This is a genomic window from Rufibacter sp. JT3400010, assembly GCF_054956755.1.
This window is the reverse complement of sequence record NZ_JBUDXA010000007.1, coordinates 122,378-142,209: the sequence shown is the minus strand read 5'-3', so window position 1 is coordinate 142,209 and position 19,832 is coordinate 122,378. Positions and strand designations below refer to the sequence as shown.

Here is a 19,832-nt window from a genome sequence, read left to right as displayed (position 1 = left end):
CCAGGGATTAACATCCTTAGCTTCTGTTTTGAGTTGATTTTCATCAAAAGGGCCGCAAAACAGAAGTTTAGAATTCAAGTCATGGCTCTTTACTTGTTCCTTCACAGGACCTCCAAATTTTTCTTATTTCCCTTTTGACATCCCAAATGGCGTACATCAAGTCACTTCTGACTTTTAGCAAATCAACTTCTTTCCCGGTTCTATTATCTAGAATGCTTTTTAAAGCTACTTCTGGAAAAACAGGCTTAAAAGAGGTAGCCGCGCTAAGGTTTACCTTTCTGTTCTCTTGTTTGCTATTGGTGCTCTCCTCTTGTGGTAAACGAGACGGTGACCCAAGAATTCTGGTGTTCAGCAAAACCAGCGGCTACCACCACTCTGCCATTGACGTGGGCAACAAGGCCATCGTGGAACTGGGCCAGAAGAATGGCTTTGCTGTAGATACCACCACCAATGCTGCTTACATTCAGGAAGATTCTTTGAAGAAGTATGCGGCGGTAGTCTTCCTGAACACCACTGGTGATGTGTTGAACCATTACCAGGAGGCCGATTTTGAGCGGTACATTCAGGCTGGTGGCGGGTTCGCGGGTGTTCACTCGGCCACTGATACGGAGTATGACTGGGGCTGGTACGGCCGTCTGGTAGGCGCCTATTTCAACGGGCACCCAGAGCAGCAGCAAGCCATTGTGCGGGTAACAAATGAAAAGAACGAAGCCACCGAACACTTACCCAAAGAATGGAAAAGAAAAGACGAGTGGTACAACTTCAAAAACCTGAGCAAAGATGTAAAGGTGCTGCTCACCCTAGACGAGAAAAGCTACAAAGGCGGCACCAACGGCGCGAACCACCCCGTAGCCTGGTACCATGACTTTGACGGAGGCCGCTCTTTTTACACCGCCTTGGGCCACACCGAGGAATCCTACGCTGACAAGCTGTTCTTACAGCACCTGCTGGCCGGTATTGAATATGCCATAGGCGATAACAAAGAACTGGATTACGAGAAAGCCACCGCTCTGCGGGTACCGGAAGAGAACCGCTTTGTGAAAACCGTCCTGACCCAGGGCAAGTTTACCGAGCCTACCGAAATGGCTGTTTTGCCTACTCTGGATATTTTGGTGGCGCAACGCAGGGGCGAACTCATGTTGTACAACCAAAGTACTGGCGCTTTGCAGCAGGCCGGCTTTCTGGATGTGTACCATACCTCCAGTTCCAGTGAGAATGCGGAAGAAGGGCTGATGGGACTGGCCAAAGACCCTGATTTCAGGAAGAACAACTTTATCTACCTCTACTACAGCCCTGCCGATACTTCGGTGAACCGGCTTTCCCGCTTTGTCTTCAGAGACGGCAAACTGGACATGGCCTCTGAGAAGATTATCCTGCAACTGTACTCCCAGCGTCAGATATGCTGCCATACGGGCGGCTCTATTGCCTTCGGACCAGACAACCTGTTGTACCTATCTACCGGCGACAACAGCACACCCTTTGATGAAAAAGGACAGACCTATACCAACCAGGGGTACGCGCCTTTAGATGATCGTCCGGGTCATGAGAAGTATGATGCCAGAAGATCGTCTGGCAATACCAATGACCTGCGTGGCAAGATCATCCGGATAAAAGTAAATGAGGACGGAACCTACAGTATCCCGAAGGGAAATCTATTCCCCGGAAAACAGGCGAAAACCAGACCTGAGATTTACACCATGGGCCACCGCAACCCGTACCGGATTTCGGTGGATCAGAAAACAGGCTTCCTGTATTGGGGCGAAGTAGGCCCAGATGCCAAAACCGATAGCTTAGCTACCAGAGGACCCAAAGGATATGATGAAGTAAACCAAGCCCGTAAGGCAGGTAACTTTGGCTGGCCCCTTTTTGTGGCGAACAACTATGCCTACCACCGCTATAACTATGGTACCGGTACTTCTGGGGCGGCCTTCAATCCGGCGAAACCGGTTAATGAATCACCCAACAACACCGGTATTGTGAATTTACCAGCAGCCCAGCCCGCTTTTATCTGGTACCCGTATGATGCGTCACCGGATTTTCCGCAGGTAGGTACGGGCGGGCGAAACGCCATGGCTGGTCCGGTCTACTACACCGATATGTTTCCGGAAAACACCCGGTATGCCCAGTACTACCACGGCAAGCTCTTTATCTATGACTGGATCCGAGACTGGATCAAAGTAGTAACCATGAAGGAAAATGGTGACTTTGATAAAATGGAGCCATTTATGGAGAATGAGAAGTTCGCGGCCATCATGGACATGGAAGTTGGGCCCGATGGGAAGCTTTATATCCTGGAATATGGAAAAGGATGGTTCACCGGAAACCCGGATGCTGCGCTTTCCAGGGTGGATTACCTTTCCGGGAACCGACCTCCTAAAATCACGAACCTAACGGTAGATCGCCAAAGCGGGTTGCTTCCTTTCACCATTACCGCTACCGTTGAAGTGGCAGACCCTGAGAAAGATAATCTGAAATACCTCTGGACCGTTAATGGCCTCAGAAAACTCACGGATACCCCGCAACTGGAGTACACCTTTACCAAGGCAGGAGACTACGACATACGGGTAGAAGTCACCGATCCGGAAAAGGCAACCTCCGGAAGCAAGGCGGTAACCGTGTACGCCGGTAATGAGCAGCCCGACGTGGTGGTGGCTTTGCCGGGCAACCGTAGCTTCTATTTTGAGGGAATCCCTATCAAGTACCAGGTATACGTAAACACTCCGGGCGGTCAGGTGAAGCCCCAGAACCTCTTCGTGTCAGCTGAATACATAGAAGGAAAAGACTTAGCGGGCGCCTCCATGGGGCACCAGGTCGCTTCGGCCACCTTGGTGGGCAGAACGCTCATGGAAAACTCAGACTGCAAAGGCTGCCATAAAATTGACGGAAAGTCTATAGGGCCGGCTTACGTAGACGTTTCTAAGCGCTACCTTAAAGATGGCAAAGCCACGTCGCATCTCACCAATAAGATCATCAAAGGCGGCGGCGGCGTGTGGGGAGAGAATGCCATGCCAGCCCACCCAGACATGTCAGAGGCAGATGCCCGGCAGATCGTCTCCTGGATTCTTTCTCTAGCCAGTCCAACCAGCACCAAGCCTTCGCTTCCGGCCAAGGGAGAGATTGTGCCCAAGGTAGCCGAGCAGAAGAAAGAGAACACCGTCCTGAAACTCACCGCCACTTACACCCATGAGGGCGGTACGGGGTTAAAACCTATGGTAGGTTCAAACGCCGTTCAACTCAGAAGCAACAAGAGTGATGTGTCTGAATTCAAGCAAGTGAAGGGTTTTGCCAGTAAGGATTCCGCAGGTAGCAAATACCTGGTGTTTCCTACCAGTGAAGGCTGGATTAAAGAAACCTTGGATCTGACAGACATTGCTTCTATTGATTTGACCGCGGTGAACAGTGGGTATCTGGGCACTTATGCCGTGGAAGTTAGAATTGGGCAGGTAAACGGAAAGAGAATAGGAAGTGGACGTATGGCCTTCGGTATTGAAGGGCAGATTGTAAGCGCTCGTATTCCAATCCAAGTTCCGCTCAATCTACGAACCACAGACGTGTACATCATCTGTAAGGAAGTAAATGGCCGTGGCAACAATAAGCCACTTTTAAAAACGGTCACTTTTACCCCGCAGGGTAGAAGTGCCGGCTCCTCGTTAACCTTTAGTAAAGTGAAATAAACTATACTTTCTACCCACCTGTCATCCTGAAAGGACCTTGTGAGCGAACGGTGATAGCGCTTACTACAAAGCTTTTCTAGTACGCCCACAAGGTCCTTTCAGGATGACAGGGGAAGTGAGTAAAATCATCAAAGGGGTTAAATGTCTGGTTTTCCAAAACAGACCATAAACCAGAATGATTTAGCTCAAGGGTTCTGGACCTGTTTTATCCCTTAGGAATAAACCTTATATTCATACAACGTCAAACCAAAGGTACCGCCCATGACACAAGTAACCGCCGCTAAGAGTGTGACCAATGCAGGGCATCTGGTGGAGAGCAAACCTGCTTTCACGGAGAAGAAATACTTGGTCACGTTTGTCTTTGTCACGTCTCTATTCATGCTCTGGGGCATTGCCATCACCATGGGCGACGTGTTGAACCAGCACTTTCAGGAGGTGCTCCATGTTTCCAAGGCGCAGTCTGGTTTAGTGCAGTTTTCCATCTTTGGGGCGTATTTCCTGATGGGCATTCCAGCGGGACTGTTCATGAAACGCTTCGGGTACAAGATGGGGGTGCTGCTGGGATTGTGCCTGTATGCTATAGGAGCGTTCCTGTTTGTGCCGGCAGCCGGAGCTGAGTCCTTCGGATTCTTCCGGGTGGCGCTGTTCATTCTGGGCTGCGGCTTAGCTACCCTTGAGACCGTGGCGCATCCGTTCATTGCTTCTCTAGGCGACCAACGCACCAGTGACCAACGGCTGAACTTTGCGCAGGCCTTCAACGGTCTGGGCGCAGCGATTGGACCATTCATCGGCGGATTTTTTTTGTTGCGCACCGGTACCTCTGGAGATCTGGATTCAGTTAGGGTGCTGTACACGGTCATTGGGTCGGTGATTGCGCTGCTGGCTGTAATTTACTCCTTTGTAAAAGTGCCGATCCTAGAAGATCACCATGTCATCAGCACTGATACTTATGAAGTGAAAACTGATTCCGAGGCAATTGCCCAGTCTAAAAAATTGTTTCAGTACCGGCATTTTGTGTGGGCCTGTGTGGCACAGTTTTTCAACGTGGCGGCCCAAGGTGGCACGTGGGCGTTCTTCATCAATTACGGGAAAGAAAAGATGGGTTTGCCCGCCGAGGTGGCTTCCTACTACTTCTCTCTGAGCATGTTCATGATGATGGCAGGCCGTTTTAGTGGTACTTTCCTTATGCGGTATATCGCACCAAACAAATTGCTGGCGGTTTATGCCTTGGCAAGTATCACCATGTGCCTAGTGGTGGCCCAAAGCTGGGGAACGGTGTCTTTTGTGGCCCTGCTCATGATCAACTTCTTCTTCAGTATCATGTTCCCCACTATCTTCAGCCTGGGCCTTAAAAGCCTGGGATCGCATACCAAACAAGCCTCGTCCTTTATTGTGATGGGGGTAGTGGGGGGAGCGGTATTTCCGCCCATTATGGGCATGGTGGCCGACCATGACGTCGCCACCGCTTACTATTTACCTATTATCTGCTATCTGGTGATCTTCCTGTTCGGATATAAATTCTACAAAACGTCAACCCCTTCCCATGGGTAACCATGGTGCAGATTTTAGGCCTATTTCTTAGAAAGTAGGGCTAAAACAGGGAGGAAGTATATATTAGCGAGCATCAATCTGTAACCTAACAAATAAAACGAATGAACAACCAGAGACTCAGACTGGGCATGATAGGTGGGGGACAAGGAGCTTTTATTGGCGCTGTCCACCGCATCGCGGCCCGAATAGACGGGGAATATGAGCTTGTTTGCGGCGCTTTCAGCAGCAATCCAGAGAAATCTAAAGCCAGCGGCCAGCTGCTGGGCATCTCCCCAGACCGAGTATATGGCTCATATCAGGAATTATACGAGAAAGAGCAACAACTACCGGAAGACCAACGCGTGCAGGTCATCAGCATTGTGACCCCCAACCACGTGCACTTTGAGCCTACTAAACTGGCGCTGGAAAGTGGTTTCCACGTGATCCTAGACAAGCCCATGACCTTCTCTCTGGAGGAGGCCTTGCAGTTGAGAGAAGTGGTGGAAAGAACCGGCAACCTCTTCTGTTTAACCCACACCTACACCGGCTACCCGATGGTGAAAGAAGCCCGGCAACTGGTGGCTTCGGGTAAACTGGGTAAAATCAGAAAAGTGTACGTGGAGTATCCGCAGGGCTGGTTAAGCACCTTTGAGGAAGGTGGAGACAACAAGCAAGCCGCATGGAGAACCGATCCCAAACAAAGCGGCATCGCCGGCGCCATGGGCGACATAGGCACGCACGCCTTCAATCTGGCCGAATATGTGTCTGGCCTGGAGGTAACTCAAATCTGCGCCGATATCAATGTAGTAGTAGAAGGCCGTCTGTTAGACGATGACGGGGCGGCACTGCTCAAATTCAACAACGGCGCCAGCGGTGTTCTGTTCGCTACACAGATTGCAGCCGGCGAGGAAAACAACGTCAGAATACGCGTGTACGGCGAGAAAGGCGGCTTGGATTGGCAGCAGGACATGGCCAATACCTTGCTCGTGAAATGGCTGGACAGACCCGCTGAGATTTACCGTACCGGCGGCGGACACGTGGGTTCTTACGCAATGCACAACACCCGCACCCCGGGCGGCCACCCCGAAGGTTACTTAGAAGCATTCGCCAACTTGTACCGTAATTTTGCTTTGTGCGTGAAAGCCCGCCTCAACGGCGAAGAGCCACAAGCCGAGGCGCTGGATTACCCAGGTATTCTGGAAGGAGTGCGCGGCATGGCCTTTATTGAGCAAGTGATTGCCTCCGGTCAATCAGAAAATAAATGGATAGAATTTAACCTCTAGCATAGACATGACTACCATACAAGGACCCGCTATTTTCCTGGCCCAGTTTCTAGGAGATAATCCCCCGTTCAACGATTTAGAATCTATCTGTAAATGGGCCAAAAGCCTCGGGTTTGAAGGAGTTCAGATTCCTACCTGGGCTACCAGCTACTTTGATTTGCAGAAAGCCGCCGAAAGCAAAACCTACGCCGATGAAATCAAAGGCATGGTAGAAAGCCACGGCCTTAAAATCACCGAGCTGTCCACCCACCTTCAAGGGCAATTGGTAGCTGTAAACCCAGCCTATGACCAGTTGTTTGACGGATTCGCGCCGGAGGCGTACCGCAACAACCCGAAAGCCAGAACGGAGTGGGCCGTGCAGCAATTAACGTATGCTGCGCAAGCTTCCCGGAACTTAGGCTTAAATGCCAGCGCTTCGTTCAGCGGCGCGCTGCTGTGGCACACGGTGTATCCATGGCCACAGCGCCCAGCCGGTCTGGTAGAAGCCGGTTTCACCGAGTTAGCGAAACGCTGGACGCCAATTCTGGATATTTACGACGAGAATGGGGTAGACTTGTGTTATGAAATCCATCCGGGCGAAGACTTGCACGACGGTATCTCCTATGAGATGTTCCTGGAGAAGGTGAACAACCACCCGCGCGCCTGCTTGCTGTATGACCCCTCACACTTTGTGTTGCAGTGCCTGGATTACCTGGCGTACATTGACCATTACCATGAGCGCATCAAGATGTTCCATGTGAAAGACGCTGAGTTCAACCCTACCGGCAAACAAGGTGTGTACGGCGGCTACCAAAGCTGGATAGACCGCGCGGGCCGCTTCCGCTCTTTGGGCGATGGTCAGGTTGATTTCAAGGGCATTTTCAGCAAATTAGCCGCTTACGATTTCAAAGGTTGGGCCGTAATGGAGTGGGAATGCGCCATCAAACACCCTGAAGACGGTGCCCGCGAAGGAGCTGTTTTTATCAAAGACCACATCATCAGAGTTACTGAAAAAGCCTTTGATGATTTTGCCGCTACCGGAGTGAATGAAGCCTTGAACAAGCAGATTCTGGGTCTTTCCTAGATAGCAGTCTCTTTTCTGGAAAGCAGTGGTACACTGGTGGTTTTCCTCTTCTTTTCAGAAAAGAGGCTACCTTCAGGAGAAACTGCTTTCTGGAAATATGCTGGCTATAAAGTCACCAACAAAGAAAATTTTCCTGTATTGCACACAATTACGAACAAGCTAACCTTCTAACAAACTTCTGTTTTATGCAAAATATCCAACGATCAAAGCTCTTCTGGGCAAGCTGTTTGGCCCTTTTGGTGACGTCGCTGTCCTTTGGGATTAGGGCTGGAATTCTAAACAAATTGGGCGTGGAGTTTCAATTGAATGCTTCTGAGTTGAGTACCATCACTGCCACGGCATTCTGGGGTTTTCCATTAGCTATTGTGGTGGGAGGCTTTGTGGTGGATGCCATTGGCATGAAACGTTTGTTGGTAGCAGCCTTCATCCTTCATTTAACTGGCATTCTGCTCACCATTTTTGCGCAGGGTTACTGGACTTTATTTATTTCCACGTTGTGCGTAGGATTGGCGAACGGAACTGTAGAAGCGGCATGTAATCCGTTGGTGGCCACACTGTACCCTGAAAACAAAACCACACGTCTGAACTACTTCCACTTGTGGTTCCCGGGCGGGGCTGTAATTGGCACCTTGCTGGTGTTCCTCTTTGATAGCTTAGAAATTGGCTGGCAATACCAAGTCGCCGTTATGTTAATCCCCACCATCATCTACGGATTCCTGTTCTCTAAACTGAATTTCCCAGTGACCGAACGGGTAGCCTCTGGCTATACCACCGCCGACATGTACAAAGCCGTACTGTCACCGCTGTTCCTTTTCATGTTTATCTGTATGTTCGGAACGGCTATTACTGAGCTGTTTACCGGCCAATGGATTGACGTTCTCCTGAAAAACGTAACCGACAACGCGCTGCTGATTCTAACCCTTACGGCAGGAGTACAAGTATTGGGGAGAGCCTTTGCCGAGCCTGTGGTGCACAAATTGAGCCCATCTGGGGTGTTGTGCTTCTCGGCGGTACTCTCGGCGCTGGGGCTTTATTTGTTAAGCACGTTAACCGGTAACTCCATCTTCTTCGCTGCTATTATCTTTGGGTTAGGAGTTACCTATTTCTGGCCCACCATGATTGGTTTTGTGGCCGAAAACATCCCTAAATCTGGTGCTCTAGGATTGAACCTGATCGGCGGAGCCGGTATGTTTGCCGTTTCTATCTATACTATTTTCATGGGTAATTTCTATGATGGCATTCTGGCTGACCGTTTACCGGCTGGTGCGAGTTTGGAAGAGTACGTGAAAGCAGCGCCGGGCACCGAAATGGCAACTGTCCTGAACAACGCCCGAAACCTGGCGGGCCCAGAGGTGCTGCAAGTCACGTTAGTTATTCCAATCATTCTGGCATTCGCTTTTGGCGGACTTTTCCTCTACATGCGGTCCAGAAGAAACAAGAACGTGCAAGATTCAAAGTACGCCGCTGCGTAGTTTTATTTACTAGTAGCAGTTTCTACGTCAGTTTTCAACTTCACCTTATAGCTATCTGAAAAGGTAGAAGTCCCGGAGCTTTGAAAAAGATCTCCGGTGCTTTTTAGGCCTGTCTTACAGAAAACATGCCTAAAACAAAGACAATTGGCAGGCAGCTTGGCTAGGTTCTCCCTGGTTAAGCTGCTGCTTTCTTTTACGTACTTTCTGGAAGTATTCTAGAGCAAAGTTTATTATGAAATTCAAAGTAGCTTTATCATTAATAGTATTCGTTTTTTTAAGTATCTCCTTCGGATATAGTCAGAGTTCAGGTGTGTTGCGGGGACAGGTGCAGGATAGAAATGCAGCGGGAATTGCGGGAGCAAGCATTAGACTGATAAACACCAACCTGAATGCCTTCTCTGACGGACAGGGACAGTTTCAACTCACTAATGTGCCCACTGGACAATATACCATACAGGTGAGTGCCCTAGGTTTTTCTACTTCCACTCAAACCGTTCGGCTTTCTGGCAAGGAAACTGACATAGTTTTTCAACTAACGGAAGCTGCGGCAAGGTTAGACGAAGTGGTGGTAAGCGCCCAGAAAGTAGAGGAAGATTTACAACGAGTTCCGGCCAGCATCACGGCGCTTTCCAGCCGTCAAGTGCAGGAGTATCGCTTGTGGAACACCCGCGACATCACCGCCATTATCCCTAACCTGTATGCCTCAGACCCCGGCGACAACCGTAATACCACTTCTATTCGGGGCATTGCCACCACCTCGTATGACCCGGCAGTAGCCACCTACGTTGACGGGGTAAACCAATTCACCCTAGACACTTACTTGCCCGAGTTGCTGGATGTGGAGCGCATTGAAGTTTTGCGCGGACCTCAGAGCACCTTGTACGGCCGCAACGCAATGGGCGGGGTCATCAACATCATCACCCGGCAGCCAAGCAACACCACCAGCGGTTTCGCCTCCCTAGAGTTTGGAAATTACGGCCAACAGCGGTACAGCCTGGGCGTGAGAACGCCTTTGATTCAGGACAAGCTGTTTCTGGGTATATCGGGTCTTTTCAGAAAACAAGACGGATTCTATACCAACACTTTCAACAACACCAAGTTTGACAAACAAAATGTGTTTGCAGGTAATTACTACCTCAAGTACCTAATCAACCCAAGATGGAATTTGACGCTTAACGCGAAGCACAGCGCCAATAGAAACCATGGTGCTTTCCCTTTGGTGTCCAGTATGCAGGAAGCCCTTGAGAATCGGTTTGAGTTAAGCCAGAATTCCGTGGGGAAAATGAATGACAATACCTTTAATGGGTCGTTAATTGTGAACCATACCGGCAGCGCGTTCAACTTCACCTCACAAACGGCTTACCAATCTAACTACCGCTTTTATGAGCAACCCGTAGATGGAGATTTTTCGCCCATTGACGGAGTTGCGGTGGTAAACAACTATGGCAAAGACTGGAACAAGGTGAAGGTTCTGACCCAGGAAATCAGGTTTTCTTCTCCGGCTTCCAACACTTCTGCCTTGCAGTGGGTAGCAGGCGCCTACGGGTTCCTCCATGATAATCCGACCAAGCAGGGCACCCATTTTGGGGAAGACGCTGAATTGGTGGGCGCCCCTTTTCCTAATTTTACCAGCATCAATGTGAATGATGGCAGAAATTACGGAGTGGCCTTCTTCGGGCAGGGCACCTATCAGCTCCATCCTAACTTGGAACTGACCGCCGGGTTGCGGTATGACTACGAACACCGGAAACAGTCCATCAGAAGTGAGTTTCAGCCTGACGGTGAGGAGGCCATGGTAGTGCTACCAGATACTTCCTCTTCGGCCAGTTTCAAAGCCTTTTCGCCCAAAGCCAGCTTGGCGTACCACCTCTCTGAAGACTACCATGTGTACGGCTCCTACAGCCGCGGCTTCCGGACGGGCGGCATCACGCAACTGTCTTCTGACCCATCGCAGCCCCCGCTTTTTGCTTATGACCCAGAATACAGCAATAACTATGAAATTGGTTTGAAAACCTCTTTTCTCCAAAACCGGGTAACCGCTAATGTCTCGGCGTTTTACACCCAGGTAACCGATGCCCAAGTGCCCACCTTAGTGCTGCCAGATGCCATTATCATCACCCGCAACGTGGGCGAACTGGAAAGCAAAGGAGTTGAACTGGAACTGAATGCCACGCCGGTGAAAGGCTTGGAGACCAGCTACAGCTTCGGATACACTGATGCTGAGTACACCAACCTCATCGGGAATGCTGATGGCGAAGAAGTCAACTTAGAAGGTAACAAACAAATCTTTACGCCAGACATTACCTCCATGCTAGCCCTGCAATACGGCTACGCACTAGGCAAAGCCCAGAACCTTCGCTTGGTACTGAGAGGAGAGTGGCGGTACTTGGGTCAGCAGTATTTTGACTTAGCCAACCAGTTGTCACAGGAAGGCTTCAGCGTGTTCAATGCCCGTGTGGGCGTGCAGGCCAAACGTTATGAAATTTTCTTCTGGGGCCGTAACCTCACAGATGAAAAATACATTGACTACGCCTACAACTTCGGCGCAGCCCGGTTAGGAAATCCGGCCACGTACGGTGTTTCGCTTCGGGCTAATTTCTAGTGGAGCAGCACATTTTCTGTTCTTCATTTTTGACCTGCTTTTGTTGAAGCAAGCTTAAAACAGTTTCTTTAAATAGGCGGGCTTTTGAAAACGTGAGTAAACAATAGAACCACATGTTTAAGTTAACAGGCAAAACAGCCGTAGTAACCGGGGGCGGAAGCGGAATTGGCCAAGCTATTTCCCTTCTCTTCGCCCAACAGGGGGCCGAAGTGCATATTCTGGAACTCCACGCCGACACCGCTCAGGAAACGGTCACCCAGATTGAGGCCACCGGGGGCAGAGCCAAAAGCCATGCCTGCGATGTAAGCCAGCAGGAACAGGTGAGGGCTGCTTTTAAAGCTATTTCCCGCGTTGACATTCTGGTGAATAATGCCGGCATTGCGCATGTGGGCAACGTGGAGAAAACCACCCAGGAAGATTTGGACCGCATCTACCAGGTCAATGTGAAAGGCGCCTACAATTCCCTGCAAGCCGCCGTGGCGCTCATGAAAGAACAAGGCCATGGGGTAATCCTGAACATGGCTTCCATTGCCTCGCACGTGGGTCTGAATGACCGCTTCGCGTATTCCATGAGCAAGGGGGCCATGTACGCCATGACCTTGTCGGTAGCCAAAGATTATCTGCCTTATAACATTCGCTGCAACAGTGTCTCGCCCGCGCGGGTGCATACGCCGTTTGTAGATGGGTTTATCTCCAAAAACTACCCGGGGCAGGAAGCCGAAATGTTTGAGAAGCTTTCCCAAACCCAACCCATCGGCCGCATGGCCAAACCCGAGGAAGTGGCCGCATTGGTGTTGTTCCTGTGTTCAGATGAGGCTGGATTTATCACAGGCTGTGACTACCCCATTGACGGTGGATTTATCAGGCTGAATGGCTAAGCTGTTCAGTCAGTCACCTTGAAAGGAACTTGTGGGCGAATTAGAATTGCCATTGTTCACTGCTATTGCCGTTCGCCACCAAGATCCTAAACATAGCATTATATGTGTCTCAGAAAATACCCTTATTATATTTCTAACTGATTTTAATTTATGAAGTTATTCAGATTTGGTGCGCCAGAACAGGAAAAACCGGGAGTAATCCTGAACGATGTTCTGTATGATGTATCTGCCTTTGGGGAAGATTACACCGAGGCTTTTTTTCAAAACGATGGTTTGGCGCGGCTGGAGAACTTTGTGCGGGAAAATGAAGCCAAGCTGACGCAAATCCCCGATGGCGTTCGGTTAGGTTCGGCCATTGCGCGTCCTTCCAAGATTGTCTGTATTGGCCTTAACTACGCCGACCACGCCAAAGAAACCGGTGCTGCCATTCCCAAAGAGCCTATTATTTTCTTCAAAGCCACCACCGCCCTCTGCGGCCCTAACGATGACGTGATCATTCCCCGGGGTGCCGAAAAGCTGGACTGGGAAGTGGAACTGGGTGTGGTGATTGGCAAAAAAGCAAGTTACGTCTCTGAGGCGGAAGCCCTGAACTACGTGGCCGGTTACGTGTTGCACAACGATTACAGTGAACGTGCCTTCCAACTGGAGCGCGGCGGTCAGTGGGTGAAAGGCAAAAGCAACGATACTTTCGCCCCGGTAGGTCCGTTCTTGGCCACGCCAGATGAACTCGGCGACATAGACAATCTGCGTCTGTGGCTCACCGTGAACGGCGAAACCATGCAAGACGGCTCCACCTCCAATCTGATTTTCAACATTCCGGTTTTAGTTTCCTATCTGAGCCAGTTCATGACGCTGCTGCCCGGCGATATCATTTCTACCGGCACGCCCGCTGGAGTAGGGTTAGGCATGAACCCGCAAGTCTACCTCAAGCCCGGCGATGTGGTTGAGTTAGGCATTGAAGGTTTAGGTTCATCCAGACAGACGGTACAGGCCTATGCCTAAAATAGACGCCCACCAGCACTTCTGGAAGTTTGACCCCGTGCGGGATAGTTGGATTACAGAAGAAATGTCTGCTATCCGCCGGGACTTTCTGCCTGAAAACTTGCAGCCAGTTCTGGAACGCAACGGGTTTGACGGCTGTGTGTTGGTGCAGGCCGATGAAGACAATGACTTCTTGCTGGAGATTACCTCTCAGCACTCGTTTGTGAAGGGTGTTGTGGGCTGGGTTGATTTTTTGGATGAGCTGGTGGAAGAAAAGCTGGCCTACTATCATCAGTTTGAGAAGATGAAGGGCTTCCGCTACATCCTGCAAAGTGCCCAGGACCGTGCTTTGATGTTACGTCCAGAGTTCAAACGAGGTATCCAGAAAATGCAACGGTACGGCTACGTCTATGATATTCTCATCTATCCAGACCAACTGCAGTATACTCAAGAATTTGTAGCTGCTTTCCCGAACCAGCCTTTTGTTTTAGACCATCTGGGCAAACCTGACATAAAGCATGGAAAGCTGAAAGACTGGAAAAAAGACATCAAAGCGTTCGCGGAGCAGGAGCATGTCTGTTGCAAAGTATCGGGCATGGTGACCGAAGCAGATTGGAAGAACTGGAAGCAAAGCGACTTTACTCCTTTTCTGGATGCCTTGGTCGAAACCTTCGGGGTGCAGCGGCTTATGTACGGCTCTGACTGGCCGGTCTGCCTGGTGGCTGGAGCTTATGAAGAAGTGCTTGGAATTGTAGAGGAATATTTCTCCACGTTCAGTCAAGATGAGCAGGCGTTGGTATTTGGGGAGAATGCAAGTCGTTTTTATAAACTTAACCTATAAACGCCACTTAGTTCTGGCACATTTAATACAGGTATGGATTTACATCTAGCAGGGAAAGTCATTATCGTGTCAGGTGGCGCTAAGGGCATCGGTAAGGCCATTGTCAAGATTTTGGCGCAGGAAAAAGCCATTCCGGTCATTATTGGAAGGAGCGAGGAAGATAACAATGAAGCCGTAAACGAAGTGGAAAAAGCCGGCGGAAACGCCTTTCAGGTAGGCGCTGAGCTAAGCAATCCCGAAGAATGCAAGCAGGCCATAGAGGCAGTCAGGAAAGAGTTTGGCCGAATTGATGGGTTAGTGAACAACGCGGGCCATAACGACGGAGTTGGTTTGGAAAACGGCAATTACGAAGGGTTTCTAGCCTCTCTGCACCGCAATCTCATTCATTATTACTTGCTCGCCCACCACGCTCTGCCAGAGCTGATTCAAGCACAAGGTTCCATTGTGAACATCACCTCCAAAGTTGCCGAGACCGGCCAGGGAAACACCTCCGCTTACGCCGCGTCTAACGGTGGCCGGAACGCCCTCACCCGGGAGTGGGCCGTGGAATTGCTGAAATACGGCATCAGGGTGAACGCCATTGCGGTGGCCGAGAGTTGGACACCGCAATATGAAAGCTGGATTCAGACCTTGCCAAACCCAGAGGAAAAGCTCCGGGAAATTACTTCCAGAATTCCGCTGGGGAAACGGATGACCGCTCCAGAGGAAATTGCTAACACTGCCGTATTTCTGCTATCTGATAAGTCCAGCCACACCACCGGGCAGATTATTCACGTAGACGGTGGTTATGTTCATTTAGACAGAGCCATTTAAGGGAAAAGTATCCCTGTTTTCCTGCTAAAATCTTCGTTAAAAGTAGTAAGGTACTTTTCTGTTTGCGAATGATTTTAGCAAAATTCTCCTGCTTTCTACCAAAATGGAAGTAAATTTGTAGCCCGCTTTTCTCAAACAGAAAGAAAAGTTCAGGAAAGTGCCAGGTGCAAGCGCTTTGCGTAAGAGACAAATAGTGGAAAGAAGGATACAAGAAGTAGTGACCGGTACTGAACCCAAAGATTTCTTCAAGCAGAAAAGAAGCCCCGCCCAAATCAAGGAGGCTGTTTTGCTGCCGTTTTTCCCAATCTGGTGTGAAACCTTGTTCGCAGGTCAGGAGCCGGTGGAGAAAGTACTGTACGTAGACACCAGTGCCAGTTTAGGCTTGCCCGAGGAAGGTGGCGAATGGCCTGTCTCATTCAAAGTCCTGAAAAGTATTTTCGCCCGCACGGGTGGTCGCATAGACCTGAACAAAGTGGTGCAGCCCTTTCTGTATGAAAGTAACAAAGCGCTGGCCGCAACCCTGCCCCCGTTAGCCGAAGAACTTCCTTTTTACCCCGAACTTCATCAAAAACCCTTGTTCCTGCATGAGCCAGAGATTGTGGCCGCGCTACAGGAGCAAGAACTGGAGGCCTCGGCGATTTTCCTGTTGGTAGACCCGTTCGGGAATAAATTCTCGCAGGAGCTTTGGGCGCGTTATCTGGAACTCGGTAAAACCGATTTTCTGCTCCAGTTTGACTACAAACGCATGGCCGCCGCCCTGACCAACCAGAAATCGCCAAACCATTTGCAAACTTTGCTGGGCGAGAGACTACCCGAACTGCAACGCTTTTTTGCCAAAACCAGCCATGCCGCCAAAAAAGAAACCTATGCTTTAAAGGCGTTTTCCGCCTGTTTACAGGAAAAGGGGCTTAATACGTCGCGGTTCAGAATCAATGTACCCGGCAAAGAACAGAGTAGCCAACATGTCTGGCTGGTATCTAGGAGTAACCTGGCGCATACCAAGTTCAAAGAGTTGCTGCTGCCCTTCTGCGAGGTGCAGGAAGACGGTGTGCCGGTGTTCGGTGCGAATTTGAAAACCGTCCGGTTGCTAGTGCCAGAATATTCTAAATACCTGGAGTTCTCTCTGGTGAACCTGATGGAAGACTTGGTGCAAAACGCCCCTGCCTACAACAGCATGATGTTGGAGAAAATTTACGAGAAGCACAACGTGGGCAAACCCTACAGTAAAGACAATTACCAGACTGCTTTTGAGAAACTGAAGGAACAGGGGAAAATCACACTTCTCAATCCCAAAACCGGGCAAGTGGTGTACAAACTCACTTCGGCCTGCCGCATTAAATTTAAGGTGTAAGTGCTCAGACATAAGGAAACATACACTTCTTCTTTGTCATCCTGAAAGGAACTTGGTGGCGAACGGCAGTGGCAGGCAATAATGGTAATCCTAGCTCGCCCACAAGATTCTTCCAGAATGACAGAATGTAGGTTTTATTTGTCCAAACATTCCAGCGTATTTGCTGCCTTGAGCAACCACATCAAATTAAGGTGAGGCTTCCATGCAGTTTTTGAGAAAGCAGCGTTAAAGCACTGATAGTAGGCATTGTCCTGAAAAGCCTAGTTCCTGAAAAAGAGGAACCCCTTCAATTCCATTAGACATCCTTTTAAGGCATTCTTATATTTGCCTGTTATTCCCATGCACGTATGACCGCCGCCCCCTCTTTGTCCGCCTTTGCTGCCTTGCAAGCTTCTTTAACCGGTGAATTGTTTTACAACGATGCCTCTTCGCTAGACAATTCCCAGAAAATGGTTTATGCCACAGATGCCTCGGTGTACCAAGAAAAACCCGTAGCCGTCGCCATTCCCAAAACCACGGAAGACCTGAAGGCACTAATTCAGTTTGCCAACCAGCACCAGATCACGCTTATTCCCCGGGCCGCCGGGACCTCATTGGCGGGCCAGGTGGTGGGGAACGGCCTGGTAGTAGACATTTCCAAGTACTTCACCCAGATTCTGGAAGTAAACCCCCAGGAACATTGGGTGCGCGTGCAGCCCGGCGTGATTCGGGATGACCTGAATGCCGCCCTCCGTCCGCACGGAATGTTGTTTGGGCCCGAGACTTCCACCGCCAGCAGGGCCATGGTGGGCGGCATGATTGGGAATAATTCCTGCGGTCTGCATTCCATTGTTTGGGGCGACACCCGCACGCATTTGCTCTCAGCTAAGGTACTGCTGAGCGATGGCACAGAGGCGGAGTTCAAGCCTCTGACGCATCAGGAACTCCAGCAAAAGCTGACGCTCCAGAACCTGGAAGGGGAGATTTACCGCAAAATGTATGGCCTCATCAGTGACCAGGGCAACCGCAGCCTTATTGAAAAGAACTACCCCAAGAAAACCCTGACCCGCCGTAACACCGGCTATGCACTGGACTTTTTGGTAGACGATGGTGCCGGGCCGGAAGGACAGACTACCCTAGATTTCTGCAAAGTACTGGCGGGCTCTGAGGGAACGCTGGCCTTTGTGACCGAAGCCAAACTGAACCTGATTCCCTTGCCACCCAAAGAGGAAGGTTTGGTGTGTGTGCATTTCAACTCCCTCATGGAGGCGCTGGAAGCCAACATCATCATCCTGAAGCACCAGCCCATGTCTTCTGAGTTGGTGGACAAATACATCATGGATTTCACCAAGGGCCACCGCACCTATGACGCCAACCGGTTCTTCATTGAAGGCGACCCAGCCGCATTACTGATGGTGGAGTTCATGGCCGATAGTCAGGACGTAATTACGGACAAAGCCGAAGCCCTGATTGCCGACCTAAAAGCCGCTAGTCTGGGCTATGCCTACCCAGTCGTACGCGGCGCGTTGACCAAGCCTGTCTGGGATGTGCGCAAAGCAGGTCTCGGCTTAATCCGGAACCTGCCCGGCGATACTCAGCCCGTGAACCTGATTGAAGACTGCGCCGTGTCTCCCGAGGATTTGCCCGCGTACGTGGCAGATGTGCAAAAAGTCTTGGAGAAGCACAAACTGCAAGCCTCGTACTACGCCCATGCCGGGGCCGGAGAGCTGCACATAGAGCCCATGATTAACCTCAAAACCAACGAGGGAAAACAAGTCTTCCGGCAAGTTTTAGCCGAGACCACTACGTTGGTGAAGAAATACAACGGTTCCCTCAGCGGCGAGCACGGCGACGGCCGTCTGCGCGGCGAGTTCATTCCGCAGGCCTTGGGGCAGGAAGTGTATGAACTCCTGAAAGAGGTAAAGCAGATATTTGACCCTCATCATATCTTCAATGCCGGTAAGATTGTGGACACGCCACCCATGAACGAGTTTCTGCGGTATGAAGAACGTCCTGCGCAGCAGCTTATTCCGGTAGAAACCCTGTTTGACTTCTCCAAACAAGAAGGTATTCTACGCCTCGCCGAAAAATGTTCCGGCTCTGGTGACTGCCGCAAAACGCACGTGAGCGGTGGTACCATGTGTCCCAGCTACATGGCTACGCGTCAGGAAAAAGACACCACCCGCGCCCGCGCCAACATTCTTCGCCAGTTCCTGACCAACTCAGATAAAGTCAACAAGTTTGATCACAAGGAAATCAAAGAGGTGATGGATTTGTGCCTGAGTTGCAAAGCCTGTAAGTCTGAGTGCCCCTCCAGCGTAGATGTATCCAAAATGAAAGCCGAGTTCCTGCAACACTACCATGATGCCAACGGCGTTCCGCTGCGCACGCGCATGATAGGCAACTTCACTAAGATGCAGCAACTGGCCAGCGTGGTGCCCGGCGTTTACAACTTCATGATTAGTAACTCGGCTACCAGTAAGCTGATCAAGAAAACCGTAGGCTTCGCAGCGGAACGTTCTTTGCCCACCGTTGGGAAAACCACACTCAAAAGCTGGTTTAAGAAATGGCAGAAGGAGAATGCAGGACAGGTGAAAGCCGGCAGACCCGTGTATTTGTTTTGCGACGAGTTCACCAGCTACAATGATGTAGAAATTGGCCAAACTACAGTAAAACTGTTATCCGCTTTGGGGTATTCCGTACAAATACCGGAGCACCTGGAAAGTGGCCGAACCTACTTGTCTAAAGGCTTGGTGCGTGATGCGAAAGAGATTGCCATTCAGAACGTGCAGATGCTGGGCAAAGCCATGGAAAGCGGCATTCCCTTAATCGGGATTGAACCGTCTGCTATCTTAACCCTGCGCGATGAGTACCTGGATTTGGTTTCGGCTGATTTGGTCCCATTAGCCCATAAAGTAGCTGCTAACTCTTTCCTTTTAGAGGAGTTTCTGCTAAAAGAGGTTGAAAATGGAAACATCACCGCAGCTGCTTTTAGCTTGGAGAAAAAGCACATCAAACTGCACGGGCATTGCTACCAGAAAGCCTTGCAGGTACTCACGCCTACGCAGAAAATTCTATCGCTGCCTCAGAACTATGAGGTGGAAATGATACCATCGGGCTGCTGCGGTATGGCGGGCTCGTTTGGGTATGAGGCCGAGCACTATGATGTTTCCATGCAGATTGGGGAATTAGTCTTATTCCCCGCCGTGAGAAATGCTGCGCCGGAAACCATCATTGCCGCCGCCGGTACCAGTTGCCGTCACCAGATAAAGGATGGAACTGCTAAAAAAGCGCTGCATCCGGCAGAGATTTTATGGCAGGCTTTACGAAAGTAGAAATCTTAGTTTTGGGAGAGAATCAGACAT

Annotated in this window: 12 protein-coding genes; all 12 read left to right on the top strand. The window is 50.3% G+C overall.

Going from position 1 to position 19,832, the window contains the following annotated elements; translation table 11 throughout:
- Window positions 1–212 precede the first annotated feature (212 nt).
- The 12 genes from ACY0JR_RS09505 (at window position 213) to ACY0JR_RS09450 (ending at window position 19,802) form a co-directional block, all read left to right on the top strand.
- Complete coding sequence (locus ACY0JR_RS09505; protein WP_462633782.1) at window positions 213–3,674, top strand: ThuA domain-containing protein; 3,462 nt, start codon at window positions 213–215, stop codon at window positions 3,672–3,674.
- 261 nt (window positions 3,675–3,935) lie between these two features.
- Window positions 3,936–5,225, top strand: a complete 1,290-nt coding sequence (locus ACY0JR_RS09500; protein ID WP_462633781.1) for a sugar MFS transporter — start codon at window positions 3,936–3,938, stop codon at window positions 5,223–5,225.
- Between the two features lie 101 nt (window positions 5,226–5,326).
- Window positions 5,327–6,487 carry a Gfo/Idh/MocA family protein gene (locus ACY0JR_RS09495; protein ID WP_462633780.1) on the top strand — a complete coding sequence of 387 codons (1,161 nt, stop codon included), beginning with the start codon at window positions 5,327–5,329 and terminating at the stop codon, window positions 6,485–6,487.
- Between the two features lie 7 nt (window positions 6,488–6,494).
- Entirely contained in the window at window positions 6,495–7,550 is a 1,056-nt protein-coding gene (locus ACY0JR_RS09490) for a sugar phosphate isomerase/epimerase family protein (protein WP_462633779.1), read from the top strand.
- A 185-nt stretch (window positions 7,551–7,735) separates the two neighbouring features.
- Window positions 7,736–9,022: an MFS transporter gene (locus tag ACY0JR_RS09485; RefSeq protein ID WP_462633778.1), complete on the top strand. Its 1,287-nt coding sequence runs from the start codon at window positions 7,736–7,738 to the stop codon at window positions 9,020–9,022.
- Between the two features lie 232 nt (window positions 9,023–9,254).
- Window positions 9,255–11,624, top strand: coding sequence for a TonB-dependent receptor (locus tag ACY0JR_RS09480; protein ID WP_462633777.1), 2,370 nt, complete (start codon window positions 9,255–9,257; stop codon window positions 11,622–11,624).
- Between the two features lie 113 nt (window positions 11,625–11,737).
- Complete coding sequence (locus ACY0JR_RS09475; protein WP_462633776.1) at window positions 11,738–12,502, top strand: SDR family NAD(P)-dependent oxidoreductase; 765 nt, start codon at window positions 11,738–11,740, stop codon at window positions 12,500–12,502.
- A 150-nt stretch (window positions 12,503–12,652) separates the two neighbouring features.
- Window positions 12,653–13,504 (top strand): fumarylacetoacetate hydrolase family protein, encoded by an 852-nt coding sequence (locus ACY0JR_RS09470; RefSeq protein WP_462633775.1) that lies wholly within the window; start codon window positions 12,653–12,655, stop codon window positions 13,502–13,504.
- Window positions 13,497–14,324, top strand: a complete 828-nt coding sequence (locus tag ACY0JR_RS09465) for an amidohydrolase family protein (RefSeq protein ID WP_462633774.1) — start codon at window positions 13,497–13,499, stop codon at window positions 14,322–14,324. Before ACY0JR_RS09470 ends, ACY0JR_RS09465 begins: the two co-directional genes overlap by 8 nt.
- A 33-nt stretch (window positions 14,325–14,357) precedes the next feature.
- The gene (locus tag ACY0JR_RS09460) at window positions 14,358–15,137 is read left to right on the top strand and encodes an L-fucose dehydrogenase (protein WP_462633773.1); all 780 of its coding nucleotides are present in this window, start codon (window positions 14,358–14,360) and stop codon (window positions 15,135–15,137) included.
- Between the two features lie 193 nt (window positions 15,138–15,330).
- Window positions 15,331–16,488 carry a hypothetical protein gene (locus ACY0JR_RS09455; protein WP_462633772.1) on the top strand — a complete coding sequence of 386 codons (1,158 nt, stop codon included), beginning with the start codon at window positions 15,331–15,333 and terminating at the stop codon, window positions 16,486–16,488.
- A gap of 347 nt (window positions 16,489–16,835) precedes the next feature.
- Window positions 16,836–19,802: an FAD-binding and (Fe-S)-binding domain-containing protein gene (locus tag ACY0JR_RS09450; protein WP_462633771.1), complete on the top strand. Its 2,967-nt coding sequence runs from the start codon at window positions 16,836–16,838 to the stop codon at window positions 19,800–19,802.
- Window positions 19,803–19,832 lie beyond the last annotated feature (30 nt).

Excerpts from the sequence above, each read along its gene's own strand:
- ACY0JR_RS09505 (WP_462633782.1), top strand. The coding sequence starts at position 213 with ATGCTTTTTAAAGCTACTTCTGGAAAAACAGGCTTAAAAGAGGTAGCC.
- ACY0JR_RS09500 (WP_462633781.1), top strand. The coding sequence starts at position 3,936 with ATGACACAAGTAACCGCCGCTAAGAGTGTGACCAATGCAGGGCATCTG.
- ACY0JR_RS09495 (WP_462633780.1), top strand. The coding sequence starts at position 5,327 with ATGAACAACCAGAGACTCAGACTGGGCATGATAGGTGGGGGACAAGGA.
- ACY0JR_RS09490 (WP_462633779.1), top strand. The coding sequence starts at position 6,495 with ATGACTACCATACAAGGACCCGCTATTTTCCTGGCCCAGTTTCTAGGA.
- ACY0JR_RS09485 (WP_462633778.1), top strand. The coding sequence starts at position 7,736 with ATGCAAAATATCCAACGATCAAAGCTCTTCTGGGCAAGCTGTTTGGCC.
- ACY0JR_RS09480 (WP_462633777.1), top strand. The coding sequence starts at position 9,255 with ATGAAATTCAAAGTAGCTTTATCATTAATAGTATTCGTTTTTTTAAGT.
- ACY0JR_RS09475 (WP_462633776.1), top strand. The coding sequence starts at position 11,738 with ATGTTTAAGTTAACAGGCAAAACAGCCGTAGTAACCGGGGGCGGAAGC.
- ACY0JR_RS09470 (WP_462633775.1), top strand. The coding sequence starts at position 12,653 with ATGAAGTTATTCAGATTTGGTGCGCCAGAACAGGAAAAACCGGGAGTA.
- ACY0JR_RS09465 (WP_462633774.1), top strand. The coding sequence starts at position 13,497 with ATGCCTAAAATAGACGCCCACCAGCACTTCTGGAAGTTTGACCCCGTG.
- ACY0JR_RS09460 (WP_462633773.1), top strand. The coding sequence starts at position 14,358 with ATGGATTTACATCTAGCAGGGAAAGTCATTATCGTGTCAGGTGGCGCT.
- ACY0JR_RS09450 (WP_462633771.1), top strand. The coding sequence starts at position 16,836 with ATGACCGCCGCCCCCTCTTTGTCCGCCTTTGCTGCCTTGCAAGCTTCT.